Raw genomic sequence first — 19,283 nt, 5'->3', positions numbered from 1 at the left:
GCGCGGACATGGCGAAGCAGCCCCTCTCGACCTACCGGGTCCAGGTCCGCTCCTCGTTCGACCTGCACGCGACCGCGGAGATCGCGGACTACGTGCACGAGCTCGGTGCGGACTGGATCTACCTCTCGCCCCTGCTCGAGGCGGAGCCCGGCTCCGACCACGGCTACGACGTGGTGAACCACGCGCGTGTCGATCCGGCGCGCGGCGGCGCGGAGGGACTCGACGCGGCGGTCGCCGCAGCGCGGAGGAACGGGCTCGGCGTCCTCGTCGACATCGTGCCGAACCACGTGGGCGTCGCCACTCCGGTCCACACCCGCTGGTGGTGGGACGTGCTCACGCACGGCCGGGACTCCCGGTACGCGGAGGCGTTCGACATCGACTGGGACTTCGGCGGCGGCAAGGTGCGGCTCCCCGTGCTGGGCTCGGGGGACGATCTCCCCCAGCTGACGCTCGCCGAGGGGGACGACGGCCTCGAGCTCCGCTACTACGACCACCGCTTCCCGGTCGCGCCCGGCACCGGGTCCCAGGGTGACGACCCGGTCGCCGTGCACGAGCGGCAGCACTACGAGCTCGTGGACTGGCGCCGCGCCGACTACGACCTCAACTACCGACGGTTCTTCGCAGTGAACACGCTCGCCGCGGTCCGCGTCGAGGTGCCGCGGGTCTTCGCCGAGTCGCACGAGGAGATCGTGCGCTGGGTCCGCGAGGGGCTCGCCGACGGACTGCGCGTGGACCACCCGGACGGCCTGTTCGACCCCGGCACCTACCTCGACGACCTCGCGGAGGCGACGGGCGGCGCGTACGTCCTCGTCGAGAAGATCCTCGAGGGCGACGAGCAGCTCCCCCGGTCATGGAAGACGGCGGGCACCACCGGATACGACGCTCTGGCGGACATCGACCGGATCCTCGTCGACCCGGAGGGGGAGGCCCCGCTCACCGCACTCGACGCGGAGCTCCGCGGCGGCGAGCAGGTCGACTGGCACCAGCTCATCCACGACACCAAGCGCGACGTCGCCGACGGCATCCTCCACTCGGAGGTGCTCCGCCTCGACCGCGAGGTGGCCGACGCGATCGCGCGGGGCGAGGAGCCGTCGGACGCAGTCTCGGACGCGATCGCCGAGCTGCTCGCCTGCTTCCCGGTGTACCGGTCCTACCTCCCCGAGGGGCGCGAGCACCTCGAGGAGGCCGCCGCACTCGCGCGGCGCCACCGTCCGGACCTCGCGGAGACGATCGACGCGCTGCTGCCGATCCTCGCCGACCCCGCCCAGCCGGCCGCCCGGCGCTTCCAGCAGACCTCCGGCATGGTCATGGCCAAGGGCGTCGAGGACTGCGCGTTCTATCGCTACACGCGGCTCACCAGCCTGACGGAGGTGGGCGCGGACCCGGCCGAGTTCGGCATCGGGCACGACGCGTTCCATGCCCGGCAGCAGCGCCGGCTCGAGTCCTTCCCGGCCTCGATGGTCGCGCTCTCCACCCACGACACGAAGCGCGGGGAGGACGTGCGGGCCCGCATCAGCGTCCTCGCGGAGATCCCCGGCGAGTGGTCGGATGCGCTGCTCGAGCTGCGCGACATCGCCCCGATCGGGGATGGACCCCTGGAGAACCTGCTGTGGCAGGCGATCATCGGTGCGTGGCCCGCGAGCCGCGAGCGGCTGCACGCGTACGCGGAGAAGGCGTCGCGCGAGGCCGGCAACTCGACGACGTGGACGGATCCGAACGAGGCGCTGGAGGAGCGGATGCACGCCCTCATCGACGCGGCGTTCGACGAGCCGCGCGCCGCCGCCATCGTCCAGCGCCTGGTGGACCGCATCGCCCGTCCCGGGTGGTCGAACTCACTGTCCGCCAAGCTGCTGCAGCTGACCGTGCCGGGAGTCCCGGACGTGTACCAGGGCAGCGAGCTCTGGGAGACGTCGCTCGTCGACCCCGACAACCGCCGGCCGGTCGACTTCGCGGAGCGGCGCCGGCTGCTCGCCGAGATCGACGCGGGAGCGCAGCCGCCGATCGACGAGACGGGTGCGGCGAAGCTCCTGGTGACCGCCCGGGCGCTCCGGCTCCGCCGCGACCGGCCCGAGCTGTTCACGTCGTACACGCCGCTGCACGGCGCCGACGTGGCCTCCGACCACCTCATCGCCTTCGACCGCGGAGGAGCCATCACGGTGGCGACGCGGCTCCCGATCGGCCTCGAGAACAAGCGCGGCTGGAACGACACCACCCTCGACGTCGGCACCGCCCCGGTGCTCGACGTGATCACGGGTCGCCGCTTTCAGGGCGGACGCCTCCCGGTCGCCGAGATCCTCTCCGATTACCCGGTCGCGCTGCTCGCGCAGGAAGGAGGCACCGCATGAGCCCCTACGACGTCTGGGCCCCGCGTGCCGAGAAGGTGACCCTGCTCCTCGACGGGGAGCGCCACCCCATGACCCAGGCCGGCGACGGCTGGTACACCGTGCACATCGAGGCGGACGGTGCCGAGCACGACTACGGCTACCTGCTGGGCGACGGCGAGATCCCGCGTCCCGATCCCCGCTCCCGGCGGCAGCCGAAGGGCGTGCACGAGCTGAGCCGGACCTTCGACCCGTCCGCCCACACCTGGGGCGACTCGTCGTGGACCGGACGCCAGCTCGCGGGCGGCGTCATCTACGAGCTGCACATCGGCACGTTCACGCCCGAAGGGACGCTGGACTCGGCGATCGGGCGCCTCGATCACCTCGTGGACCTCGGGGTGGACTTCGTCGAGGTGCTGCCGGTCAACGGCTTCAACGGAAGGCACAACTGGGGCTACGACGGCGTCCTCTGGTACACGGTTCAGGAGGACTACGGCGGGCCCGCCGCCTACCAGCGGTTCGTCGACGCCTGCCACCAGCGCGGTCTCGGCGTGATCCAGGACGTGGTCTACAACCACCTCGGCCCGAGCGGGAACTACCTGCCCGAGTTCGGCCCGTACCTGCACGAGGCCTCGGCCAACACCTGGGGCCTGTCCGTGAACCTGGACGGCGAGGACTCGGACGAGGTCCGCGACTACATCCTCTCCAACGCGCTTATGTGGCTGGACGACTACCACGTGGACGGTCTGCGGCTGGACGCGGTCCACGCGCTCGTGGACCACCGCGCGGTGCACATCCTCGAGGAGCTCGCGGAGGAGGTCGACGCGCTGTCGGCGCACGTCGGGCGTCCCCTGACCCTCATCGCCGAGTCGGACATGAACGACCCGAAGGTCATCAGGTCCCGTGAGGCGCACGGCTACGGCATCACCGGGCAGTGGAGCGACGACTTCCACCACGCCCTGCACGTCAACCTCACGGGCGAGACGACCGGCTACTACGAGGACTTCAACTCGGTCGGCGCGCTCGCCACCGTGCTCGAGGAGGGGTTCTACCACGCCCGCACGCTCTCCAGCTTCCGGGGACGGGTGCACGGTCGGCCGATCGACCTCGAGCGGACGCCGGCCTGGCGGCTCGTGGTGTTCGCGCAGGACCACGACCAGATCGGCAACCGGGCGACCGGCGACCGCCTGACCGAGATGCTCGACGAGCGCGGCCTCGCCCTCGCCGCGGTCCTCACGCTCACGAACCCCTTCACCCCCATGCTGTTCATGGGCGAGGAGTGGGCCGCCTCGACCCCGTGGCAGTTCTTCACCTCGCACCCGGAGAAGGAGCTGGGCGAGGCGACCGCGAAGGGCCGCATCGAGGAGTTCGCGAAGATGGGCTGGGACCCGTCGATCGTGCCCGACCCGCAGGACCCGGAGACGTTCACCCGCTCGAAGCTGAAGTGGTCGGAGCCGTACCCGGAGGACGGGCAGGACGATCGCCACACCCGGATCCTGGACCTCTACCGACGCCTTCTCGCGCTGCGGAAGCAGGTCCCGGAGCTCACCGACCCGCGCTTCCGCGAGACGATCGTCGACTACGACGAGGACGAGCGCTGGCTCGTGCTCGCGCGCGGCAGCGTCACCGTGGCGGTCAACCTCGCGGAGGACGACGTCGAGCTCGGCCTCGAGGGCGAGCCGCTCCTGGCGACCGATCCCGCCGTGTCGACCTCGCCCGACGGAGCGATCCGCCTCCCCGGGCGCTCGGCCGTCATCCTGGCCGAGACGACCTGAGCCGTGGGGCCCGCCGGTCCGGGCAGCATCTGCCCGACCGGCGGGCCCATCCCCGTTCTTACGGTGCGGGCTTGATCGGGGCGAGCCAGGGCAGGTGGCGCGCGATGAAGTCCGCGACGCCCGGAACCGCCATGATCCGCGCGACGAGGGCGATGATGAAGCTCGTCACGACGATCCCCGTGTTGATCCAGAGGTAGACCCAGGCCGGCAGGGTCACGTCGGTCTGATCCTTGAGGACACCCTGCACTGCGGTCAGGACCCCGTTCACGAGCGGGACCAGCACCACGAGCATCCCGACTGCGGCCTGGACGAAGCTGCGCAGGGTCGTGCGTTTCGGATTCGCCACCTGCGTCGGCACGTTCACGTTGCCCGGGACGATCTGCTTCTCATCCCTGGCGAACCCCGTTGCGACTTCCATGCCTGCCTCCCCGAACCGCTGGCGTCGTGCACGACCGGCGGCAACTCCCTGGTAGCCGGGCCCCCGCCTCGTGCTGATGGCCTGATGACTACTCCTCGCCTCCGGAGATGCCCAGAGGCTTTGGCCCCGCCCGCCCCGCGCCGGCGCGCCGGCGCGGCCATGCGAGCGCTCGGTGTGCCGGACCGGACCGCCGTCGGCCGGCCCGGACGCGGACCTCAGCCCTCGGGGCGCTCCGGCCGCTCCTTCCGCAGCAGCGTCGCCGGGCGGATCGCCCCGCGCCCGAAGCGCTCCGTGGCCGCGTCCATCACGTGCTCCGCATCGCGCCAGGCGTCGTCCTCGCTCCACAGCGAGAGGCTGTCGCCGTCGCCGTCCACGAGCTGCTCCGCGCGCACGCCGATGAGGCGGATCTTGCGCCCGGCGAGGCTCTGCTCCTCGAGGAGCTCGACCGCCTGCTCGTAGATGCGCTTGGCCACCGAAGTGGGCTCCGGAAGGGTGCGCGAGCGGCTGATCGTCGTGAAGTCGGCGAAGCGGAGCTTGAGCGCGACGGTCCTCGCGGAGTGACCGGCCTTCCGCAGTCGTGCGGCGACCCGTTCCGACTGGTCGAGCAGCTCCCGCCGCAGCACGACGAGGTCGTCGACGTCGACCGCGAACGTGTTCTCGTGGCCGACGCTCTTCTCGACACGGTGGGTGTTCACACGGCGAGGGTCCCGTCCCCAGGCGAGGTCGTGGAGGTGGCCCCCCGCGGCCGGGCCCACCCACTTCTGCAGCACCTCGCGCGGCGTCTGGGCGAGGTCCCCGACAGTGCGCAGGCCGTGACGCTCGAGCGATGCCGCCGTCGCCTTGCCGACCCCCCACAGCGCGGCGACCGGCAGGGGGTGCAGGAAGGCGAGGGTGCGGTCGGCCGGCACGATGAGGAGGCCGTCCGGCTTGGACCGCGTGGAGGCGAGCTTCGCGACGAACTTCGTCGACGCACCGCCGATGGAGCAGGTGAGGCCGGTCTCCTCGCGGACCCGTGCCCGCAGCTGCCGCGCGATCCCGCCCGGCGGACCGAGCAGGCGCCGGGCGCCCGCGACGTCGAGGAACGCCTCGTCGATGCTCAGCGGCTCGACCAGGGGCGTGACGTCGCGGAACATGTCCATGACGATGCGCGAGTAGTGGGTGTACTTGCCGTACGACGACGGGATCACGATCGCGGACGGGCACAGCCGCTGCGCCTGCGACATCGGCATGGCGGACCGGACGCCGTACGCGCGCGCCTCGTACGTCGCGCTGGTGACGACCCCGCGGCCGGCCGTGCCGCCGACGATGACCGGCTTCCCCTTCAGCTCAGGACGGTCCAGCAGCTCGACGCTCGCGAAGAACGCGTCCATGTCGATGTGCAGGATGGTCGCGGACGAGCTGTCGACCTCGTCGCCCGACACCTGTCGTTCGCCCTGGCCGCCCTTGACGCTCACGCGACCATTGTCGCCGGTACCTCCGACGCGCTACCGGATCAGGCGGCTCCGGCGAGCTCCAGCGCGGCGAGGGTGACGGTCTCCGACCAGGCGAGCGCGCCGCCGGACGCGTCCTCGATGACCCAGGCGCCGCAGACGCAGGTCACGACGACTGCGCCGTCCCCGAAGTCGAGGGTCGCGTCGGCGACGTCCTGCGCCGCCACCTGGTCGAGCGGAATGCTGCACTCCTGCGCGATGTGCGGGTCGGCCATCGTCGTCTCCCTTCCTTCGGATCCATCGTCACCCGGGTCCTCCGGTCGTCCCGGATGCCACGCCGACAGGATGACGGGAGCCTCCGACATCGCGGTGGTCAGCGCGCCAGACGCTCGACGACCCCGCCGTAGAGCGACGGCAGCGCCGCCGCCGCGGGCACGATCGCACGCCGCACCGGGGACGTCGCGGCCGCGACGAGCGCCCCCGTGATGAGGCGGAAGTCGCGGGTGCGGGACGCCCATTCCCTCTCGTAGCGGCTCGGGTTCCCGTCGAGGATCGTCTCCACCGCCGCCACCGCCTGCGCGAACCCCACGCGCATCCCCTCGCCGGTGAGCGCGTCGACGTAGCCGGACGCGTCGCCGGCCAGGAGCACGCGCCCGGCGGTGCGCGCTCGCGTCCGCTGCCGGAGCGGTCCGGCTCCGCGGACCGGCGTGGCCGGCTCCGCGCCGGCGAGCCGGGCCGCGAGCTCCGGCACCTGCGACAGGGCCTCGTCGAAGCCCGAGCCGCGGGGCCCCAGCACCGCCACGCCCACCAGGTCCGGCCCCACCGGGGTGACGTAGGCCTCGACGCTCCTCCCCCAGTGCACCTCGACGAGGTCCGTCCACGGCTCCACCGCGAAGTGGCGGCGGAGCCCGAACCGCTCCCCCGGCCCCGGCGGTCGCTCGAGACCGGCGAGCCGCCGGACAGTGGAGTGCAGCCCGTCGCACCCGACGAGCCAGGACGCCGAGACGCCGGCCGCCGCCACGCCACGCGCCTCGACCGTCAGCGCATCCACGCGGGCCCGCACGGTCTCGACCCCGAGCTCGGCGGCGCGCTGCTGCAGAGCCGCCGACAGCGCGGTGCGGCGCACTCCTCGCCCGGGTCGCCCGCGCAGGCGGTGCTCGACGCTCCGCCTGCCGTCCGCGTAGCGGAAGCCGCGGATGGGCATCCCAGCGGGGTCGACGCCCACGGCCGCGAGCGCGGCGAGTGCGCCCGGCATGAGTCCCTCCCCGCAGGCCTTGTCCACCGCGTCTGAGCGGGGTTCGACCACGACGACGCGGAGGCCGGCGAGACGTGCGCGGATGGCCGTGTAGAGCCCGACGGGCCCGCCGCCCGCGACGAGGACGTCCGTGTCGGGGGTCACGGCACCGAGGCGGTGCGCAGAGCGCGCTCCTCGACCGGGATGCGGAACCGCAGCAGGAGCACGGCGTTGAGGACGGTGAAGCCGAGGGCCGTGATCCACGCGCTGTGCACGAGCGGGAGCGCGATCCCCTCGACCACGACGACCACGTAGTTCGGATGCCGCAGGAAGCGGTAGATGCCGCTTTCGACGAGCGGCAGGCCGGGAACGACGATGACCCGGGTGTTCCACTGCCGGCCCAGGGTCGCGATGATCACGTAGCGCAGGACCTGGCAGAGCAGCGCGATCGCGAGCGCCGGCCAGCCGAGCCAGGGCAGGAACGGCCGGTGGGCGAGCACGACCTCGGTGAAGCTCGCGACGAGGAGGCCCGTGTGCAGGGCGACCATCCACGGGAAGTGCTCCCGCCCGTACTCGATCCCGCCGCGCTCGAACGCCCACTTGGCGTTGCGGGTGGACACGACCAGCTCGAACAGGCGCTCCCCGCCCGTGGCGAGCAGCAGGATCCCGAACCAGAGCACGCCGACCCAGTACTCGCTCATGCCGCCTCGGCCTCCTCCTGCCACCGCAGCAGCACGAGCTCGGCGCTCACGCCAGGCCCGAGAGCCCAGAGCAGCGCGGCGTCGCCCTGCCGGTGCGAGACCTGATCGAGAGTGTCGGCGAGCACGTGCAGGACGGCGGACGAGGACAGGTTGCCGACCGACGCCATCGACCTCCAGCTTCGGTCGAGCGCTCCCTCCGGCAGGTCCAGGGCGTGCGCGAACGCCTCGAGGACGCGCGGGCCGCCGGGGTGGGCCACCCACGTCGCGATGTCGGCGGGCGTCAGGCCGTGGACCCCGAGGAACTCGCGCGCGTCACGACCGAAGTGCTCGTTGACCACGTCGGTGACTCCGGGACTCAGCACGATCCGGAAGCCCGTCGATCCCGGGTTGAAGCCGAGCACGTGCTCGCTGTCCGGGTACAGCGCGCTGCGGGTGTCGACGACCTCAAGCCCCGAGGTCCCGGTGCGCGCGGCGCGTCGGGCCCCGATCCCGACCACCGTCGCGGCACCGTCGCCGAACAGGCCGCTCGCGACGATGTTCGCCATCGAATCGTCGTCGCGCTGCACGGTGAGCGAGCAGAGCTCGACCGACACGAGGACGGCAACTCCGTCCGGGTGACCCCGGAGGTAGTCGTGCATGCGCGCGATGCCGGCGGCACCGCCGACGCAGCCGAGGCCGAACATGGGGACCCGCTTCACGTCCGGCCGGAGGCCGAGCCGGGGCACGAGCAGGGCGTCGACGGAGGGCGCCGAGATCCCGGTCACCGACGTGAACATCACGAGGTCGACCTCCCGCGGCTCCACTCCGGCCGCGTCCAGGGCCGCCCGTGTGGCCCGCTCGGCGAGGTCGGTCGCCGCCTCGATGAAGCGCCCGTTCGTCTGCGTGAAGGTCTGCGGCTCGCGATAGTCGTCGATCGGCATGACGAGGTGCCGCGTCGCGACCCGGGTGCCCTGGTGCAGCCGCCGGATCAGGATCTGCTTCGCGGGGTCGTCCGTGAGCATCGGGGCCAGCATCTCGGTGATGTCGGACTGGGCGTAGGAGTGCTCCGGAAGCGCTGCGGCGACGGCGGCGATACGGCTCACGAAGCGCACGGTATCACTGCATTCCGGGGCCGATGCCGGGAACGGCGAGGGCGGCTAGGGTGACGGCGGAGGTGCGGATGCCGATCGTCGACAACGCCGTGTACGTCAACGGAGCGCGCACCTCCGATCCGCCGAGCCTCGAGCAGACCTTCGAGACGATGCGCGACCTGTCCGGCATGGCCTGGATCGGCCTGTACCGTCCGAACAGGAGCGAGCTCCAGGCGGTCGCCGACGAGTTCGGGCTGCACGCGCTCGCGGTGGAGGACGCTCTCAAAGGACATCAGCGCGCCAAGCTCGAGCGCTACGGCGACATCCTCTTCATCGTCCTCCGGCCCGCCCGCTACCTCGACGAGACCGAGCGGGTCGAGTTCGGCGAGGTGCACCTGTTCATCGGGCCCGACTTCGCCATCACGGTGCGGCACGCCGAGGCGCCCGACCTCGGGCGTGTCCGGCGGCGCATGGAGAGCGTCCCGGAGCTTCTCGCCCTCGGACCGGAGGCGGTGCTCTACGCCGTCCTCGACCAGGTCGTGGACGAGTACGAGCCGGTCCTCGCGGGCCTGCGCAACGACATCGACGAGGTGGAGGACGAGCTGTTCTCCGGATCGGGCGACGTCTCGAAGCGCATCTACGGCCTCGCCCGGGAGGTCATGAGCTTCCAGCGGGCGACGGCCCCTCTCGTGGACATGCTGGAGGCGCTGCAGCGGGGCTTCGAGAAATACGACGTGCACCTCGAGCTGCGCCGCCGCTTCCGCGACGTGCTCGACCACTGCATCCGCACCGCGGAGCGCGTCGAGGCGTTCCGGTCGCTGCTCGAGAACGCCCTGCTCACGAGCGCGACCCTCGTCACCGAGGCGCAGAACAACGAGATGCGCCGCCTCAGCGAGACGAGCCTCGCCCAGGGCGAGCAGGTCAAGAAGATCTCCTCGTGGGCCGCGATCATCTTCGCGCCGAGCCTGATCTCCGGGATCTACGGCATGAACTTCGAGCACATGCCCGAGCTCGACTCGCCCATCGCCTACCCGCTCGCCGTGCTCGCCATGGTCTGCCTGAGCGGCGGGCTCTACCTGGTCTTCAAGCGGCGGGGCTGGCTGTAGCGCCGCCGAGGCGCTCGATGCGGCGGATCGCCGCCTTCTCGGCACCCGGCGGGAGCCCGAGGAGCCGACCCGTCGCGCGCAGGACGACGCCGGTCGCGGGGATGACCGCCCGGTTCGGCTTCGCCAGCCCCAGCAGCTCGCGCAGGTCGTCGGGCAGCGACGCCACCGCCGCGTTGAACAGCAGCGGGTAGCTGGACCGGAGCGCCGGCGCGAGCGGGGGACGGCGGAGGAAGCGGACCACGTCCTCGACGCGGTCGTCGTGCCGCAGCACTCCCAGGTAGGAGCGCAGCTGGTCGTGCAGCTCCGCCGCCGTGACGGGCGGGCCGTCGACACCCATGAGCTCGCCCGCGATCGCCCAGTCGCGGACGTACGCGTCCTCGCCCCCCGGGATCGGCTTCCCCCATACGCGGTGGGCGCCGAGGAACGCGTCGGTGAACGCGAGGTGGACCCAGCGGAGGAGCTCGGGATCGTTCGCCGAGTACGGGACAGCGGTCCCGTTCCCGCCGGGGTAGACGCCGCGCACCTTCTCGTGAAGGCGCAGGACCCACGCCGACGCGCGGGCTGCGTCCTCACGGGATCCGTAGGTCACCGTGAAGATCCAGCGGATCGTCCCGGCGAGGCGGCCGAAGGGGTCCTCGCGATACCGCGAGTGGTCGTGCACTCCCGCCATCGCGCCGGGGTGCAGCGCCTGCGTGAGGAGGGCGCGGATGCCCGCCACGAGGGTCGGCACGTCGCCGTGCACGGCCCACGCCGCGGAGCCCGGGCCGAAGTAGCCGGGGTCCGTTCCGAACTCGAGAGCGGTCACCCAGGGCGGGTCGCCGGCCGGATGACCGGACAGGGTGGTCTGGATCTTCGCCCGCAGCGGCTCCAGAACCCTCGACACCTGCTCAGTCTGTCAACGCGATCCTGGCCGCTCGCCGACAACGCGCGGCGCGGGACCTGGGAGACGAGTTGCCCTCCAACGTTCGGGGGCGGGTCTGCAGCCCCGCGCACCTCAACCGAGGTTCCGCTCCGCGTACACGTGCACCGCGTCACGGATCAGCCGCGCCGTGCCCTGGCCGTGCGCGTCGTAGTTCGCCGCGAAGCGCGGGTCGTCGACGTACATGTCGGCGAGACCTGTGAAGTACTCCCGGGTCGGCCGACCATCCGGGCCCTGAGGGGTGCCCGGGATGCCGCTCAGCCACTCGTAGTGGCGCTGCGCGATCGCCTGCACCTCGTCGTCCTCCGGCGGAAGGCCTGCCTGTGCCGCGGCCCCGAAGTCCCGCGCGATGCTCTGCTGCGCCTCCTGGAAGGCGCGCTTCTCGTCCGCGCTCTTCGACCGCCACCAGCGATCGCTGTCCGCGTAGGCGGCCTTGCCCCAGCGCTGCTCGACCTCCTCCCTGTACGAGGTGTGGTCGAAGCCGTCGAGGCTCTCTTCCGCTGTCATGTGCTCACCTCCTCTCCGTCGCTCCAGCGTCCGCTGCACCGATGCGATCTGCCGGTCGATCCGCTCGCGCTCGCGGCGGAGCAGGTCGAGGTGCACCGCGAGCGCCGCCTCGGGGTCCTGCTCCCCGGCGAGCACGTCGCCGATCGTGCCGAGGGGCAGCCCGAGCTCCCGTAGCAGCAGGATGCGCTGCAGCCGGAGCAGGCCGTCCTCGTCGTAGAAGCGGTAGCCGCTCGCAGCCACCCGGGACGGCTCGAGCAGTCCCAGCTCGCCGTAGTGGCGGAGCGCCCGGGTCGTCGTGCCGGCGGCACGCGCCAGCTCGCTGATCGGCCACTCCATGCCGCCTCCTCCCGTCGCATCGGTCGGCACGACGGTACGCGTTGACGCTACGTCAACCGCAAGCGGCGCAGCCAGACGGATGAGCCCCTGTCGCTCAGCAGGAATAGACGGTCTTGAGCAGGCGGATTCCCGCCGGAACCGCCTGCTGGACCGTCATCCTTCCTGCTGAGCGACAGGCGCGGAGCGAGGGGGTGCGGCGGGGTCAGAAGCCGCCGTCGAACCCGCCGCCGAAGTCGCCGCCGCCGAAGTCGCCGCCACCGCCGAAGTCGCCGCCACCGAAGAACCCGCCGTCGCCGCTCCCCCAGCCGTCGCCGCCTCCGCCGGCGTCCCCGCCCGCGTCGCCTCCGCCGTCGGCGCCCGCGTCGCCACCGGCGTCGCCGCCGTCCGCGCCCGCCGCGTCCGCACCGGCGGCATCGCCGTAGTCCATGGGCGGCATGAACGCGCTCACGAGCGCGGAGCCCACGACATAGCCCGCGACCGTCCCGAGGAGGGAGGCGCCGAGCATGCTGCCGAAGCCGCCTCCGCCGAAGCCGCCTCCGCCGAAGCCGCCTCGGCCGTAGCCGCCGCTCCCGCCGAGCCGCTGCTCGAGGAAGCCCGGCTGGCGGATCTCGCTCCGCGTCGCCGAGCGCGCGAGTGAGGCGGCGTCTTCACCGGCCGGCTGGTCCGGTCCGTTCTTGAGCTCCTCGTACACCATGCGCCGCTGCTCGGGCGTCAGCTTCGCGAACGCCTCGGCGTGCACCTGCTCGATCGTCTCCGGCGGAGCCGTGCGGAGGAGGTAGCGGTAGCGCTCGAGGGCGATCTCGTCCTCGGACCGCTCCTGCCGGCCAGTGCCCTGGCGCGCGTAGGGCGGCTCCTGCCCGTACTGCGGCTGCCCCCCGTACTGCGGCTGGCGGCCGTACTGCTGCGAGCTGTCGTCGCGTCCGAAGAGGCGGTCCAGGAATCCCACGAGCTTGTCCTTCCGTCAGGGGAGGTCCCTCGCTTCCGAGGATGCCTCGAAATCTACGTGTGCGGGCTGGACAGCCCCTGAGCGCCTAGGCCGCCACGGCCTCCCGGGCCAGGAGGGAGGCCTTCACCGCGGTGCCCCAGGCGAAGCCGCCGAGGCTCCCGTCCGTGCGCAGAACCCGATGGCACGGCACGAACAGCGCGACCGCGTTCGTGGCGCACGCCGACGCCGCCGCGCGGACGGCGGAGGGACGACCCGCCGCCGTCGCGAACTGCGTGTAGGTCAGGGGGCGTCCGGGAGCGATCCTGCGCAGGGCGACCCAGGCCTCCGTGCGGAACGGGCCGCCGTCCTGCCTCACCGGGACCGCGTCGATCGCCGCGTGCTCGCCGGAGTAGTACGCCTCGACCGCGTCCGCGACGGCGGGCGCCGTCCCGCTGCGGGCACCGGCCGGCCGGCGATCGGGCCGGAGCCGGGCGAGCAGCGCCGCGGGACTGTCGGTCCAGCCGGAGGCGAGGACCCGCCCGTCCTCGTCGACGAGGACGCCGAACGGGCCGTCGGGCGTGGGGAGGAACTGGATCAGGGCCGTCATGCGGCTGTCTCCTTCCGTGTCCGCACGTCCTCGGTCGCCCTCCAGAGGTGCATGCAGGCGTAGGAGCGCCAGGGGGCGTACGGGCGCAGCGCGGAGACCAGGGGCTCCTGGAGGCCGCGGACGCGCGCGCCCGTGCGCAGCGCGGCGTCGCCTGCGAGGACGACATCGGGACTGCCGAGCACCCGCATGGCCGTGTAGCCGGCGGTCCAGGGTCCCACCCCGGGCAGGGCCGTCACGGCAGCCGTGAGCTCGGCCTCGTCGAGCCCCGGATGCAGGGCCAGGGACCCGTCCGCGAGCCGCTGCGCCGCGGTCCGGAGAGCGCGACGCCGCGCCTCCGGACCTCGATACACGGAGCCGACCTCCTCGGCGACACGGTCGTAGCGCGGGAAGAGGCGCTCGACGCCCTCGATCCCGGTGTCGACCGGGGTGCCGGCACGGCCCGCCAGCTCCGACAGCATCGCGATCGCGGAGCGGACCGTCACCTGCTGTCCGGCGATGGCACGCAGCAGGATCTCGCCGCCGTCGACAGCGCCCGGGAGCCGCATCCCGCGGATCGACGGGCGCAGCGCTCCCTGCTCCAGGACGGCATCGATGCCGACCGGATCCGCGTCGAGGTCGAAGAGGCGGCGCACGCGCGCGAGGAGCACCGGCAGGTCCCGCAGCTCCTGGACGGAGGCGGTGAGCCGGAGCTCGCGCTGCTCGGTCCAGCGGACCTCGAAGGACGCGGCGCCGCCGGGCAGAGCGACCGCCCGGGCGTACGTCGTCGCGGTCGCCGCCTCGACCCCGGTGACGGCGCGCGCCGCGAGGAACGCGAAGACGCCGGGAGCGTCGAACGGCTCCCGGAACGGGAGGCGGAGGTCCACCCGTCCAGGCGGCGCGCCGTCCGAAGAGGCTGAGCGGGCACGGAGCCGGCTCGGCGTGAGGTCGAACACCTCGCGGATCGTGTCGTTGAACTGGCGGACGCTCGCGAAGCCGGCCGCGTACGCCACATCCGTGACCGGCAGCGACGTCGACACGAGGAGCGTGCGCGCGTTCTGGGCGCGGACGGCGCGGGCGAGGGCCAGCGGACCGGCGCCGAGCTCGTCGGTGAGCACCCGGGTCACATGGCGCGACGTGTAGCCGAGCTGGGCGGCGAGCCCCGGCACGCCCGCCCGCTCGACGACACCGTCGGCGATGAGGCGCATCGCGCGCGCGGCGAGGCCGCTCCGGACGTTCCAGTCGGGGCTGCCCGGGACCGCCTCGGGGAGGCACCGCTTGCATGCCCGGTACCCGGCGGCGTGCGCGGCGGCCGAGGTCGGGAAGAACGTCACGTTCTCCCGTCGCGGGGTGCGGGCGGGACAGGACGGCCGGCAGTAGATGCCGGTGGACCGCACGGCGGTCACGAACCGGCCGTCGAAGCGCCGGTCGCGCGCCGAGATCACCCGGTACTGCTCGTCGAAGTCCACCCTTCGAGTGTTCCAGCAGGCGGGTGGGACCAGTAGCGGGAACCGGACATCGCGGTGGGCCTCACCCGCGGCCGCGCCGGATCCTCCGAAGGACGAGCCAGAGCACCACGCCGCCGAGCGCCGCCCAGATGACGATGTCGAGGATGGTGGAGTAGCGGTCGATCAGCTCGAATTGGGTGCCGAGCAGCGCGCCGAGCCCGATCAGCAGGCCGTTCCACACCGCGCTGCCGGCGATCGTGAACACCGAGAACGTCCCGAAGGGCATCGACGTGGAGCCCGCCGGCAGCGAGATGAGGCTGCGCACGCCCGGCAGGAGGCGCCCGAAGAAGACGGCGGACCGGCCGTGGCGGCGCAGCCAGCCCGCCGCGCGCCGGAAGTCGCGCTCGTCGACGAGCGGCAGCTTGGACAGCGCCCGGATCGTGCGCTCCTCGCCCCACCAGCGTCCGAGGAGGTACAGCACGACCGCGCCGCCATAGGCGCCCGCCGTCGCCGCGAGGAGGACCAGGAGGACGTCCATCTCGCCGCGCTGGGCGAGGAAGCCGGCCAGGGGCAGGATCACCTCGCTGGGGATCGGCGGGAACACCGTCTCGATGAGCGCGAGGATCCCGACGCCCACCTCGCCGAGGGCGTCGATGACGCGGGCCGCGAAGCCGATGATCCCGCGCAGCTCGCCCACCTCCGACGCCGCGGAGGTGAGCCATGCCGTGACCGTCACGTGGATCAACCCTAGGACGGGGATCGCCCCCGCCCGGAAGGGGTTGCTCCCGCAGGAGGCGCCCGGCGAGGGTGGAACGGCGAGAAGGAGGACGCGTGACACGATTCGGCTACACCCTCATGACCGAGCAGAGCGGACCGAAGGACCTCGTCCGGTACGCGGTCGGCGCCGAGCAGATCGGATTCGACTTCGAGGTCTGCAGCGACCACTACTCGCCGTGGCTCACCTCCCAGGGTCATGCCCCCTACGCATGGTCCGTGCTGGGCGCGGTTGCTCATGCGACGGAGCGCGTGGATCTCGCGACGTACGTCACGGCCCCGATTCAGCGCTACCACCCGGCCGTCGTCGCGCAGAAGGCCGCCACGCTGCAGCTCCTGTCCGACGGACGCTTCCTCCTCGGCCTCGGCTCGGGCGAGAACCTCAACGAGCACGTGACCGGCGAGGGCTGGCCGCCGATCGACCAGCGGCAGGACATGCTCCGGGAGGCGGCTCAGATCATCCGCGAGCTCCTGACCGGCGACCTCGTCACCTGGGACGGCGACTACTTCCGGGTGGACTCGGCCCGGATCTGGGACGCGCCCGAGGGCGGCGTCCCGATCGGGATCGCGGTCTCGGGAGAGAAGTCCATCAACCGCTTCGCCGAGCTGGCCGATCACCTCATCTCGACGGAGCCCGACAAGGCCATCGTGGAGGCGTGGGACGCCGCGAAGGGCGGCACGAGCCGGAAGATCGGTCAGGTGCCGGTCAGCTGGGGACCGGATCGGGACGAGGCGCTCGAGCGCGCCCACGACCAGTTCCGCTGGTTCGCGGGCGGCTGGGCCGTCAACGCCGACCTTCCCACGCCGGCCGGCTTCGAGGGCGCGAGCCGGTTCGTCCGCAAGGAGGACGTCTCAGAGCAGATCCCGTGCGGCCCGGACCTCGAGGCGGTCGTCGAGGCCGTGCGGACGTACTGGGAGGCCGGCTACACGGACATCGCGCTCGTCCAGGTGGGGGACGCTCTGCAGCAGCGGTTCCTCGACGAGGCCGCGGGCCCGCTCCTCCAGCTGCTGCGCGACGCGGCGCCGAGGGGCTGACGGGGCTCGGCCGCGCCGCTCAGCGACCGCGGCCGGTCTTCTCCTGCAGCCGGTCGATGTGCTCGGACGCCTGCGCCTTCGTGAGGTCGGCGGGCAGCTCCTCGCCCGCCTCGCGCGCCAGGGTGTCGAGGTAGCTGCGCTGCGCTCCGGTCATCGGCTCGTCGCCGGTGACCCAGTCCGAGGGGTCCTTGGATGCGCTCGTCGAGTCGTCGGAGCCGCGGGCGCCCAGGGTCTCGCCGCTGTCGGATCGGTTGTCGCTCATGGTTCGGACTCTACGCCGGGCCCCCTACAGGCGGTCAGGGCTTGCGCACCTGCTGCCCGATGACGCTGTCGCCCAGCCGGGCGAGCAGGTCGGCGACGTCGTCGTAGACCTCGACGGCGCCCGCCTCGCGCAGCTCCGCCTCGGAGACCCCGCCCGAGAGGACGCCGATCGTGCGCATCCCCGCGGCGTTCGCGGCGAGGACGTCCCACACCGTGTCGCCGATCAGGAGCGCCTCGTCCGGCGCCGCCTCCGCCTTGCCGAGGGCGACCTGGAAGATGTCGGGGTCTGGCTTGGCCGTCTCGACGTCGCCGGCGGAGGTCACGACCGCGACGGCGTCCTCGACGTCGAGCACGCCCCGGAGGATCTCGAGCTCGTCCTCGGGCGCCGACGTGGCCAGGACGACCCGCAGACCGAGGTCGTGGATCGCGCGCAGCAGGTCGGCCGCCCCGGCGAAGGGCCGGAGGCGGTCCGCTTCCTGCTTGTAGTACTCGCTGTGCAGCTGCTTCGCCCGGCTCTGGACCTCCTCTCCGGCGCCCTCCGCGAGCGTCTCCAGCAGCCGCGACGAGTCCATGCCGATCGCGCGATGGATCCGCCAGGCGGGGGCCGGGACGCCGGCCTCCGCGAGACCTCGGTCCCAGGCATCGACGTGCACGTAGTTGGAGTCGACGAGGGTGCCGTCGATGTCGAACAGCACCGCGCGCAGGGGGGTCACCCGGTCAGTCAACCAGCGGGGGGAACGCCGGGCACGGGCTTGACGGTGGGTTCGAGAATGGACCCCGTGACCACCCGGCTCCTGCTCCTCGCCGACACGCACTTCCCGAGGCGCGCGCGGGACCTCCCACCCCTGGTGTGGGAGCAGGTGGCGGCGGCCGACCTGGTCGTGCACGCCGGCGACTGGGTCGACCTGGCCGCTCTCGAGCGGCTCGAGGACGCGTCCCGGTCCCTCCTCGCCTGCTGGGGCAACAACGACGGGCCCGAGCTCCGGAAGCGGCTGCCGGAGGTGGCCCGAGCGGAGGTGGAGGGCCTGCGTCTGGGCGTGGTCCACGAGACCGGGCCGGCCGCGGGCCGGGAGCGCCGCATGGACGACGCGTTCCCCGACCTCGACATCCTGGTCTTCGGTCACTCGCACATCCCGTGGGACACCACGACGCCGCGCGGGCTCCGGCTCCTCAACCCCGGCTCCCCCACCGACCGGCGGCGGCAGCCCTTCTGCACGTACCTCACCGTGACGCTCGACCGCGGACTCGTGACCGACGCCACGCTGCACCGGCTGCCACGCCGGGATGTCGACGGCTCGCCTTAGGATGCATCCCGTGGATGGGCTGATCCTGTTGGGCGTGGCAGTCGCGGCGATCGTCGCACTGTCGATCGCGGCGCGCGGATCCGCGAAGCGGACCGGTCGCGGGTCGGGTTCGGTGGGCGCCGGGATGATCGGCGCAGTGGACGAGGTCTTCGCCCCGGGCCGCTACGAGGCCATGCTCGAGCAGGAGCGCCAGACGGCCCTCCCCGCGCCCGCCCCGGTCGCCGGCGACGACGACAAGGGCATCTTCGAGGGCCGGATCAGCATCCGCGTGCCCGGCGACGACTGACCCCCGTCGCGGACCCTACCCCTCGCGCCAGGCGTCGCTCTCCAGGTGCGAGCCGCCGTGCGGACCCATGAGCAGCATGCCGCCGTCCGCGACCCACGACGCGCCGGTCACGTAGGCGGATGACGGCGAGGCCAGGAACGCGATGACCGCGGCCATCTCATGGGCGTCGCCGGGACGGCGCAGCGGCACTCCCGGCCGCTCCTGGGTGCGCGGGTCCTGGTCCTCCTGACCGGTCATCGGCGTCGCGATCTCCCCAGGAGCCACGGCGTTCGCCGTGATGCCGTACTGCCCGAGCTCGAGCGCGAACTGCTTCACGAGCCCGCCCAGTCCGTGCTTGGAGGAGGTGTAGGCCCCGGAGCCGACGCGGGGCGCGTGCTCGTGGACGCTCGTGACGGCGATCAGCCTGCCGCCGCGGCCGGCGGCGACCATCCGCCGCGCGGCGTGCTGCATGCAGACGAAGGCGCCGTCGAGGTTCGTCGCCATGGTGTGCCGCCACTGCTCGAGCGACAGCTCGAGGATCGGCGCGCTGTCGCCCGTGCCCGCATTGTTGACGAACACGTCGAGCCCGCCGAGCTCGTCGGCCATCCGGTCGACGATCTGCCCGCACTCCTCGAGGCGCGTCACGTCCAGCCGCGCGACGACCGCCTGGCGCCCGTGACTGCGGACCTCCTCCGCCGTCCCCTGCGCACCCTCCTCGTCGTCGAGCCAGGTGACGCCGACGTCCATCCCGGCCGCGGCGAGGGTCACCGCGGTGGCCTTGCCGATGCCAGAGTCCGAGCCGGTCACGATCGCGTATCGAGGTGCGAAGTCCATGCCCCGATCCTCGGCGGCTCGTCCGGGGGCCGCGAGG

General features: G+C 72.7%; 21 protein-coding genes. 6 read left to right on the top strand and 15 right to left on the bottom strand.

Translation table 11 applies throughout. The features are described 5' to 3' along the window. The first annotated feature begins 8 nt into the window (after positions 1-8). Positions 9-2,345, top strand: a complete 2,337-nt coding sequence (treY, locus tag J3P30_RS10160) for a malto-oligosyltrehalose synthase (protein ID WP_210480915.1) — start codon at positions 9-11, stop codon at positions 2,343-2,345. Further along, on the top strand, positions 2,342-4,096 hold the full coding sequence (gene treZ, locus J3P30_RS10155) for a malto-oligosyltrehalose trehalohydrolase (protein ID WP_210480914.1): 1,755 nt from the start codon (positions 2,342-2,344) through the stop codon (positions 4,094-4,096). The genes treY and treZ overlap by 4 nt, the downstream gene beginning before the upstream one ends. 58 nt (positions 4,097-4,154) lie before the next feature. Here treZ and J3P30_RS10150 read toward each other — a convergent pair whose 3' ends face one another. From J3P30_RS10150 to J3P30_RS10125, 6 genes are all read right to left on the bottom strand, one after another. After that, on the bottom strand, positions 4,155-4,514 hold the full coding sequence (locus tag J3P30_RS10150) for a hypothetical protein (RefSeq protein WP_210480913.1): 360 nt from the start codon (positions 4,512-4,514) through the stop codon (positions 4,155-4,157). 215 nt (positions 4,515-4,729) lie between these two features. Then, positions 4,730-5,968: a DNA polymerase IV gene (locus J3P30_RS10145; protein ID WP_374058552.1), complete on the bottom strand. Its 1,239-nt coding sequence runs from the start codon at positions 5,966-5,968 to the stop codon at positions 4,730-4,732. Between the two features lie 38 nt (positions 5,969-6,006). Further along, a complete protein-coding gene (locus J3P30_RS10140; RefSeq protein ID WP_210480912.1) occupies positions 6,007-6,219 on the bottom strand; it encodes a hypothetical protein in 213 nt (70 codons plus the stop codon). A gap of 98 nt (positions 6,220-6,317) precedes the next feature. Then, positions 6,318-7,343, bottom strand: a complete 1,026-nt coding sequence (locus J3P30_RS10135; protein ID WP_210480911.1) for an NAD(P)/FAD-dependent oxidoreductase — start codon at positions 7,341-7,343, stop codon at positions 6,318-6,320. Beyond that, complete coding sequence (locus tag J3P30_RS10130) at positions 7,340-7,879, bottom strand: isoprenylcysteine carboxyl methyltransferase family protein (protein WP_210480910.1); 540 nt, start codon at positions 7,877-7,879, stop codon at positions 7,340-7,342. Before J3P30_RS10130 ends, J3P30_RS10135 begins: the two co-directional genes overlap by 4 nt. Next, on the bottom strand, positions 7,876-8,961 hold the full coding sequence (locus J3P30_RS10125) for a type III polyketide synthase (RefSeq protein WP_210480909.1): 1,086 nt from the start codon (positions 8,959-8,961) through the stop codon (positions 7,876-7,878). The genes J3P30_RS10130 and J3P30_RS10125 overlap by 4 nt, the downstream gene beginning before the upstream one ends. A gap of 77 nt (positions 8,962-9,038) precedes the next feature. Between J3P30_RS10125 and J3P30_RS10120 the strand changes: the two genes are divergently transcribed. After that, positions 9,039-10,055: a magnesium and cobalt transport protein CorA gene (locus J3P30_RS10120; protein ID WP_210480908.1), complete on the top strand. Its 1,017-nt coding sequence runs from the start codon at positions 9,039-9,041 to the stop codon at positions 10,053-10,055. Here J3P30_RS10120 and J3P30_RS10115 read toward each other — a convergent pair. From J3P30_RS10115 to J3P30_RS10090, 6 genes are all read right to left on the bottom strand, one after another. Beyond that, complete coding sequence (locus J3P30_RS10115) at positions 10,033-10,938, bottom strand: oxygenase MpaB family protein (protein ID WP_210480907.1); 906 nt, start codon at positions 10,936-10,938, stop codon at positions 10,033-10,035. The genes J3P30_RS10120 and J3P30_RS10115 overlap by 23 nt on opposite strands. A gap of 111 nt (positions 10,939-11,049) precedes the next feature. Beyond that, entirely contained in the window at positions 11,050-11,817 is a 768-nt protein-coding gene (locus J3P30_RS10110; RefSeq protein ID WP_210480906.1) for a TipAS antibiotic-recognition domain-containing protein, read from the bottom strand. A 202-nt stretch (positions 11,818-12,019) separates the two neighbouring features. Then, positions 12,020-12,763: a hypothetical protein gene (locus tag J3P30_RS10105; RefSeq protein WP_210480905.1), complete on the bottom strand. Its 744-nt coding sequence runs from the start codon at positions 12,761-12,763 to the stop codon at positions 12,020-12,022. An 85-nt stretch (positions 12,764-12,848) separates the two neighbouring features. Beyond that, positions 12,849-13,349, bottom strand: a complete 501-nt coding sequence (locus tag J3P30_RS10100; protein WP_210480904.1) for a methylated-DNA--[protein]-cysteine S-methyltransferase — start codon at positions 13,347-13,349, stop codon at positions 12,849-12,851. Next, positions 13,346-14,794 (bottom strand): DNA-3-methyladenine glycosylase 2 family protein, encoded by a 1,449-nt coding sequence (locus J3P30_RS10095; RefSeq protein ID WP_210480903.1) that lies wholly within the window; start codon positions 14,792-14,794, stop codon positions 13,346-13,348. Before J3P30_RS10095 ends, J3P30_RS10100 begins: the two co-directional genes overlap by 4 nt. Positions 14,795-14,855: 61 nt before the next feature. Further along, positions 14,856-15,509, bottom strand: coding sequence for a DedA family protein (locus J3P30_RS10090; protein ID WP_307807469.1), 654 nt, complete (start codon positions 15,507-15,509; stop codon positions 14,856-14,858). Positions 15,510-15,604: 95 nt separating this feature from the next. On the opposite strand from J3P30_RS10090, the gene J3P30_RS10085 reads away from it, so the two are divergent. After that, a complete protein-coding gene (locus J3P30_RS10085) occupies positions 15,605-16,582 on the top strand; it encodes an LLM class F420-dependent oxidoreductase (protein WP_210480901.1) in 978 nt (325 codons plus the stop codon). Positions 16,583-16,601: 19 nt separating this feature from the next. On the opposite strand, the gene J3P30_RS10080 is transcribed toward J3P30_RS10085, so the two are convergent. Then, positions 16,602-16,844, bottom strand: coding sequence for a DUF3072 domain-containing protein (locus J3P30_RS10080; protein WP_210480900.1), 243 nt, complete (start codon positions 16,842-16,844; stop codon positions 16,602-16,604). Between the two features lie 34 nt (positions 16,845-16,878). After that, positions 16,879-17,556, bottom strand: coding sequence for an HAD family hydrolase (locus J3P30_RS10075; RefSeq protein WP_307807468.1), 678 nt, complete (start codon positions 17,554-17,556; stop codon positions 16,879-16,881). A 66-nt stretch (positions 17,557-17,622) separates the two neighbouring features. On the opposite strand from J3P30_RS10075, the gene J3P30_RS10070 reads away from it, so the two are divergent. Both J3P30_RS10070 and J3P30_RS10065 read left to right on the top strand, forming a co-directional pair. Continuing rightward, the gene (locus J3P30_RS10070; protein ID WP_210480899.1) at positions 17,623-18,147 is read left to right on the top strand and encodes a metallophosphoesterase; all 525 of its coding nucleotides are present in this window, start codon (positions 17,623-17,625) and stop codon (positions 18,145-18,147) included. Positions 18,148-18,181: 34 nt separating this feature from the next. Next, positions 18,182-18,433, top strand: a complete 252-nt coding sequence (locus J3P30_RS10065; protein ID WP_210480898.1) for a hypothetical protein — start codon at positions 18,182-18,184, stop codon at positions 18,431-18,433. A 15-nt stretch (positions 18,434-18,448) separates the two neighbouring features. Here J3P30_RS10065 and J3P30_RS10060 read toward each other — a convergent pair whose 3' ends face one another. Continuing rightward, positions 18,449-19,246, bottom strand: a complete 798-nt coding sequence (locus J3P30_RS10060; RefSeq protein WP_210480897.1) for an SDR family oxidoreductase — start codon at positions 19,244-19,246, stop codon at positions 18,449-18,451. Between the last annotated feature and the right edge of the window lie 37 nt (positions 19,247-19,283).

The sequence above is a fragment of the Naasia sp. SYSU D00948 genome, from assembly GCF_017916515.1.
Classification (GTDB): Bacteria; Actinomycetota; Actinomycetes; order Actinomycetales; family Microbacteriaceae; genus Naasia.
The sequence above is the reverse complement of the archived record's forward strand: the minus strand, read 5'-3'. Positions and strand labels throughout refer to the sequence as shown.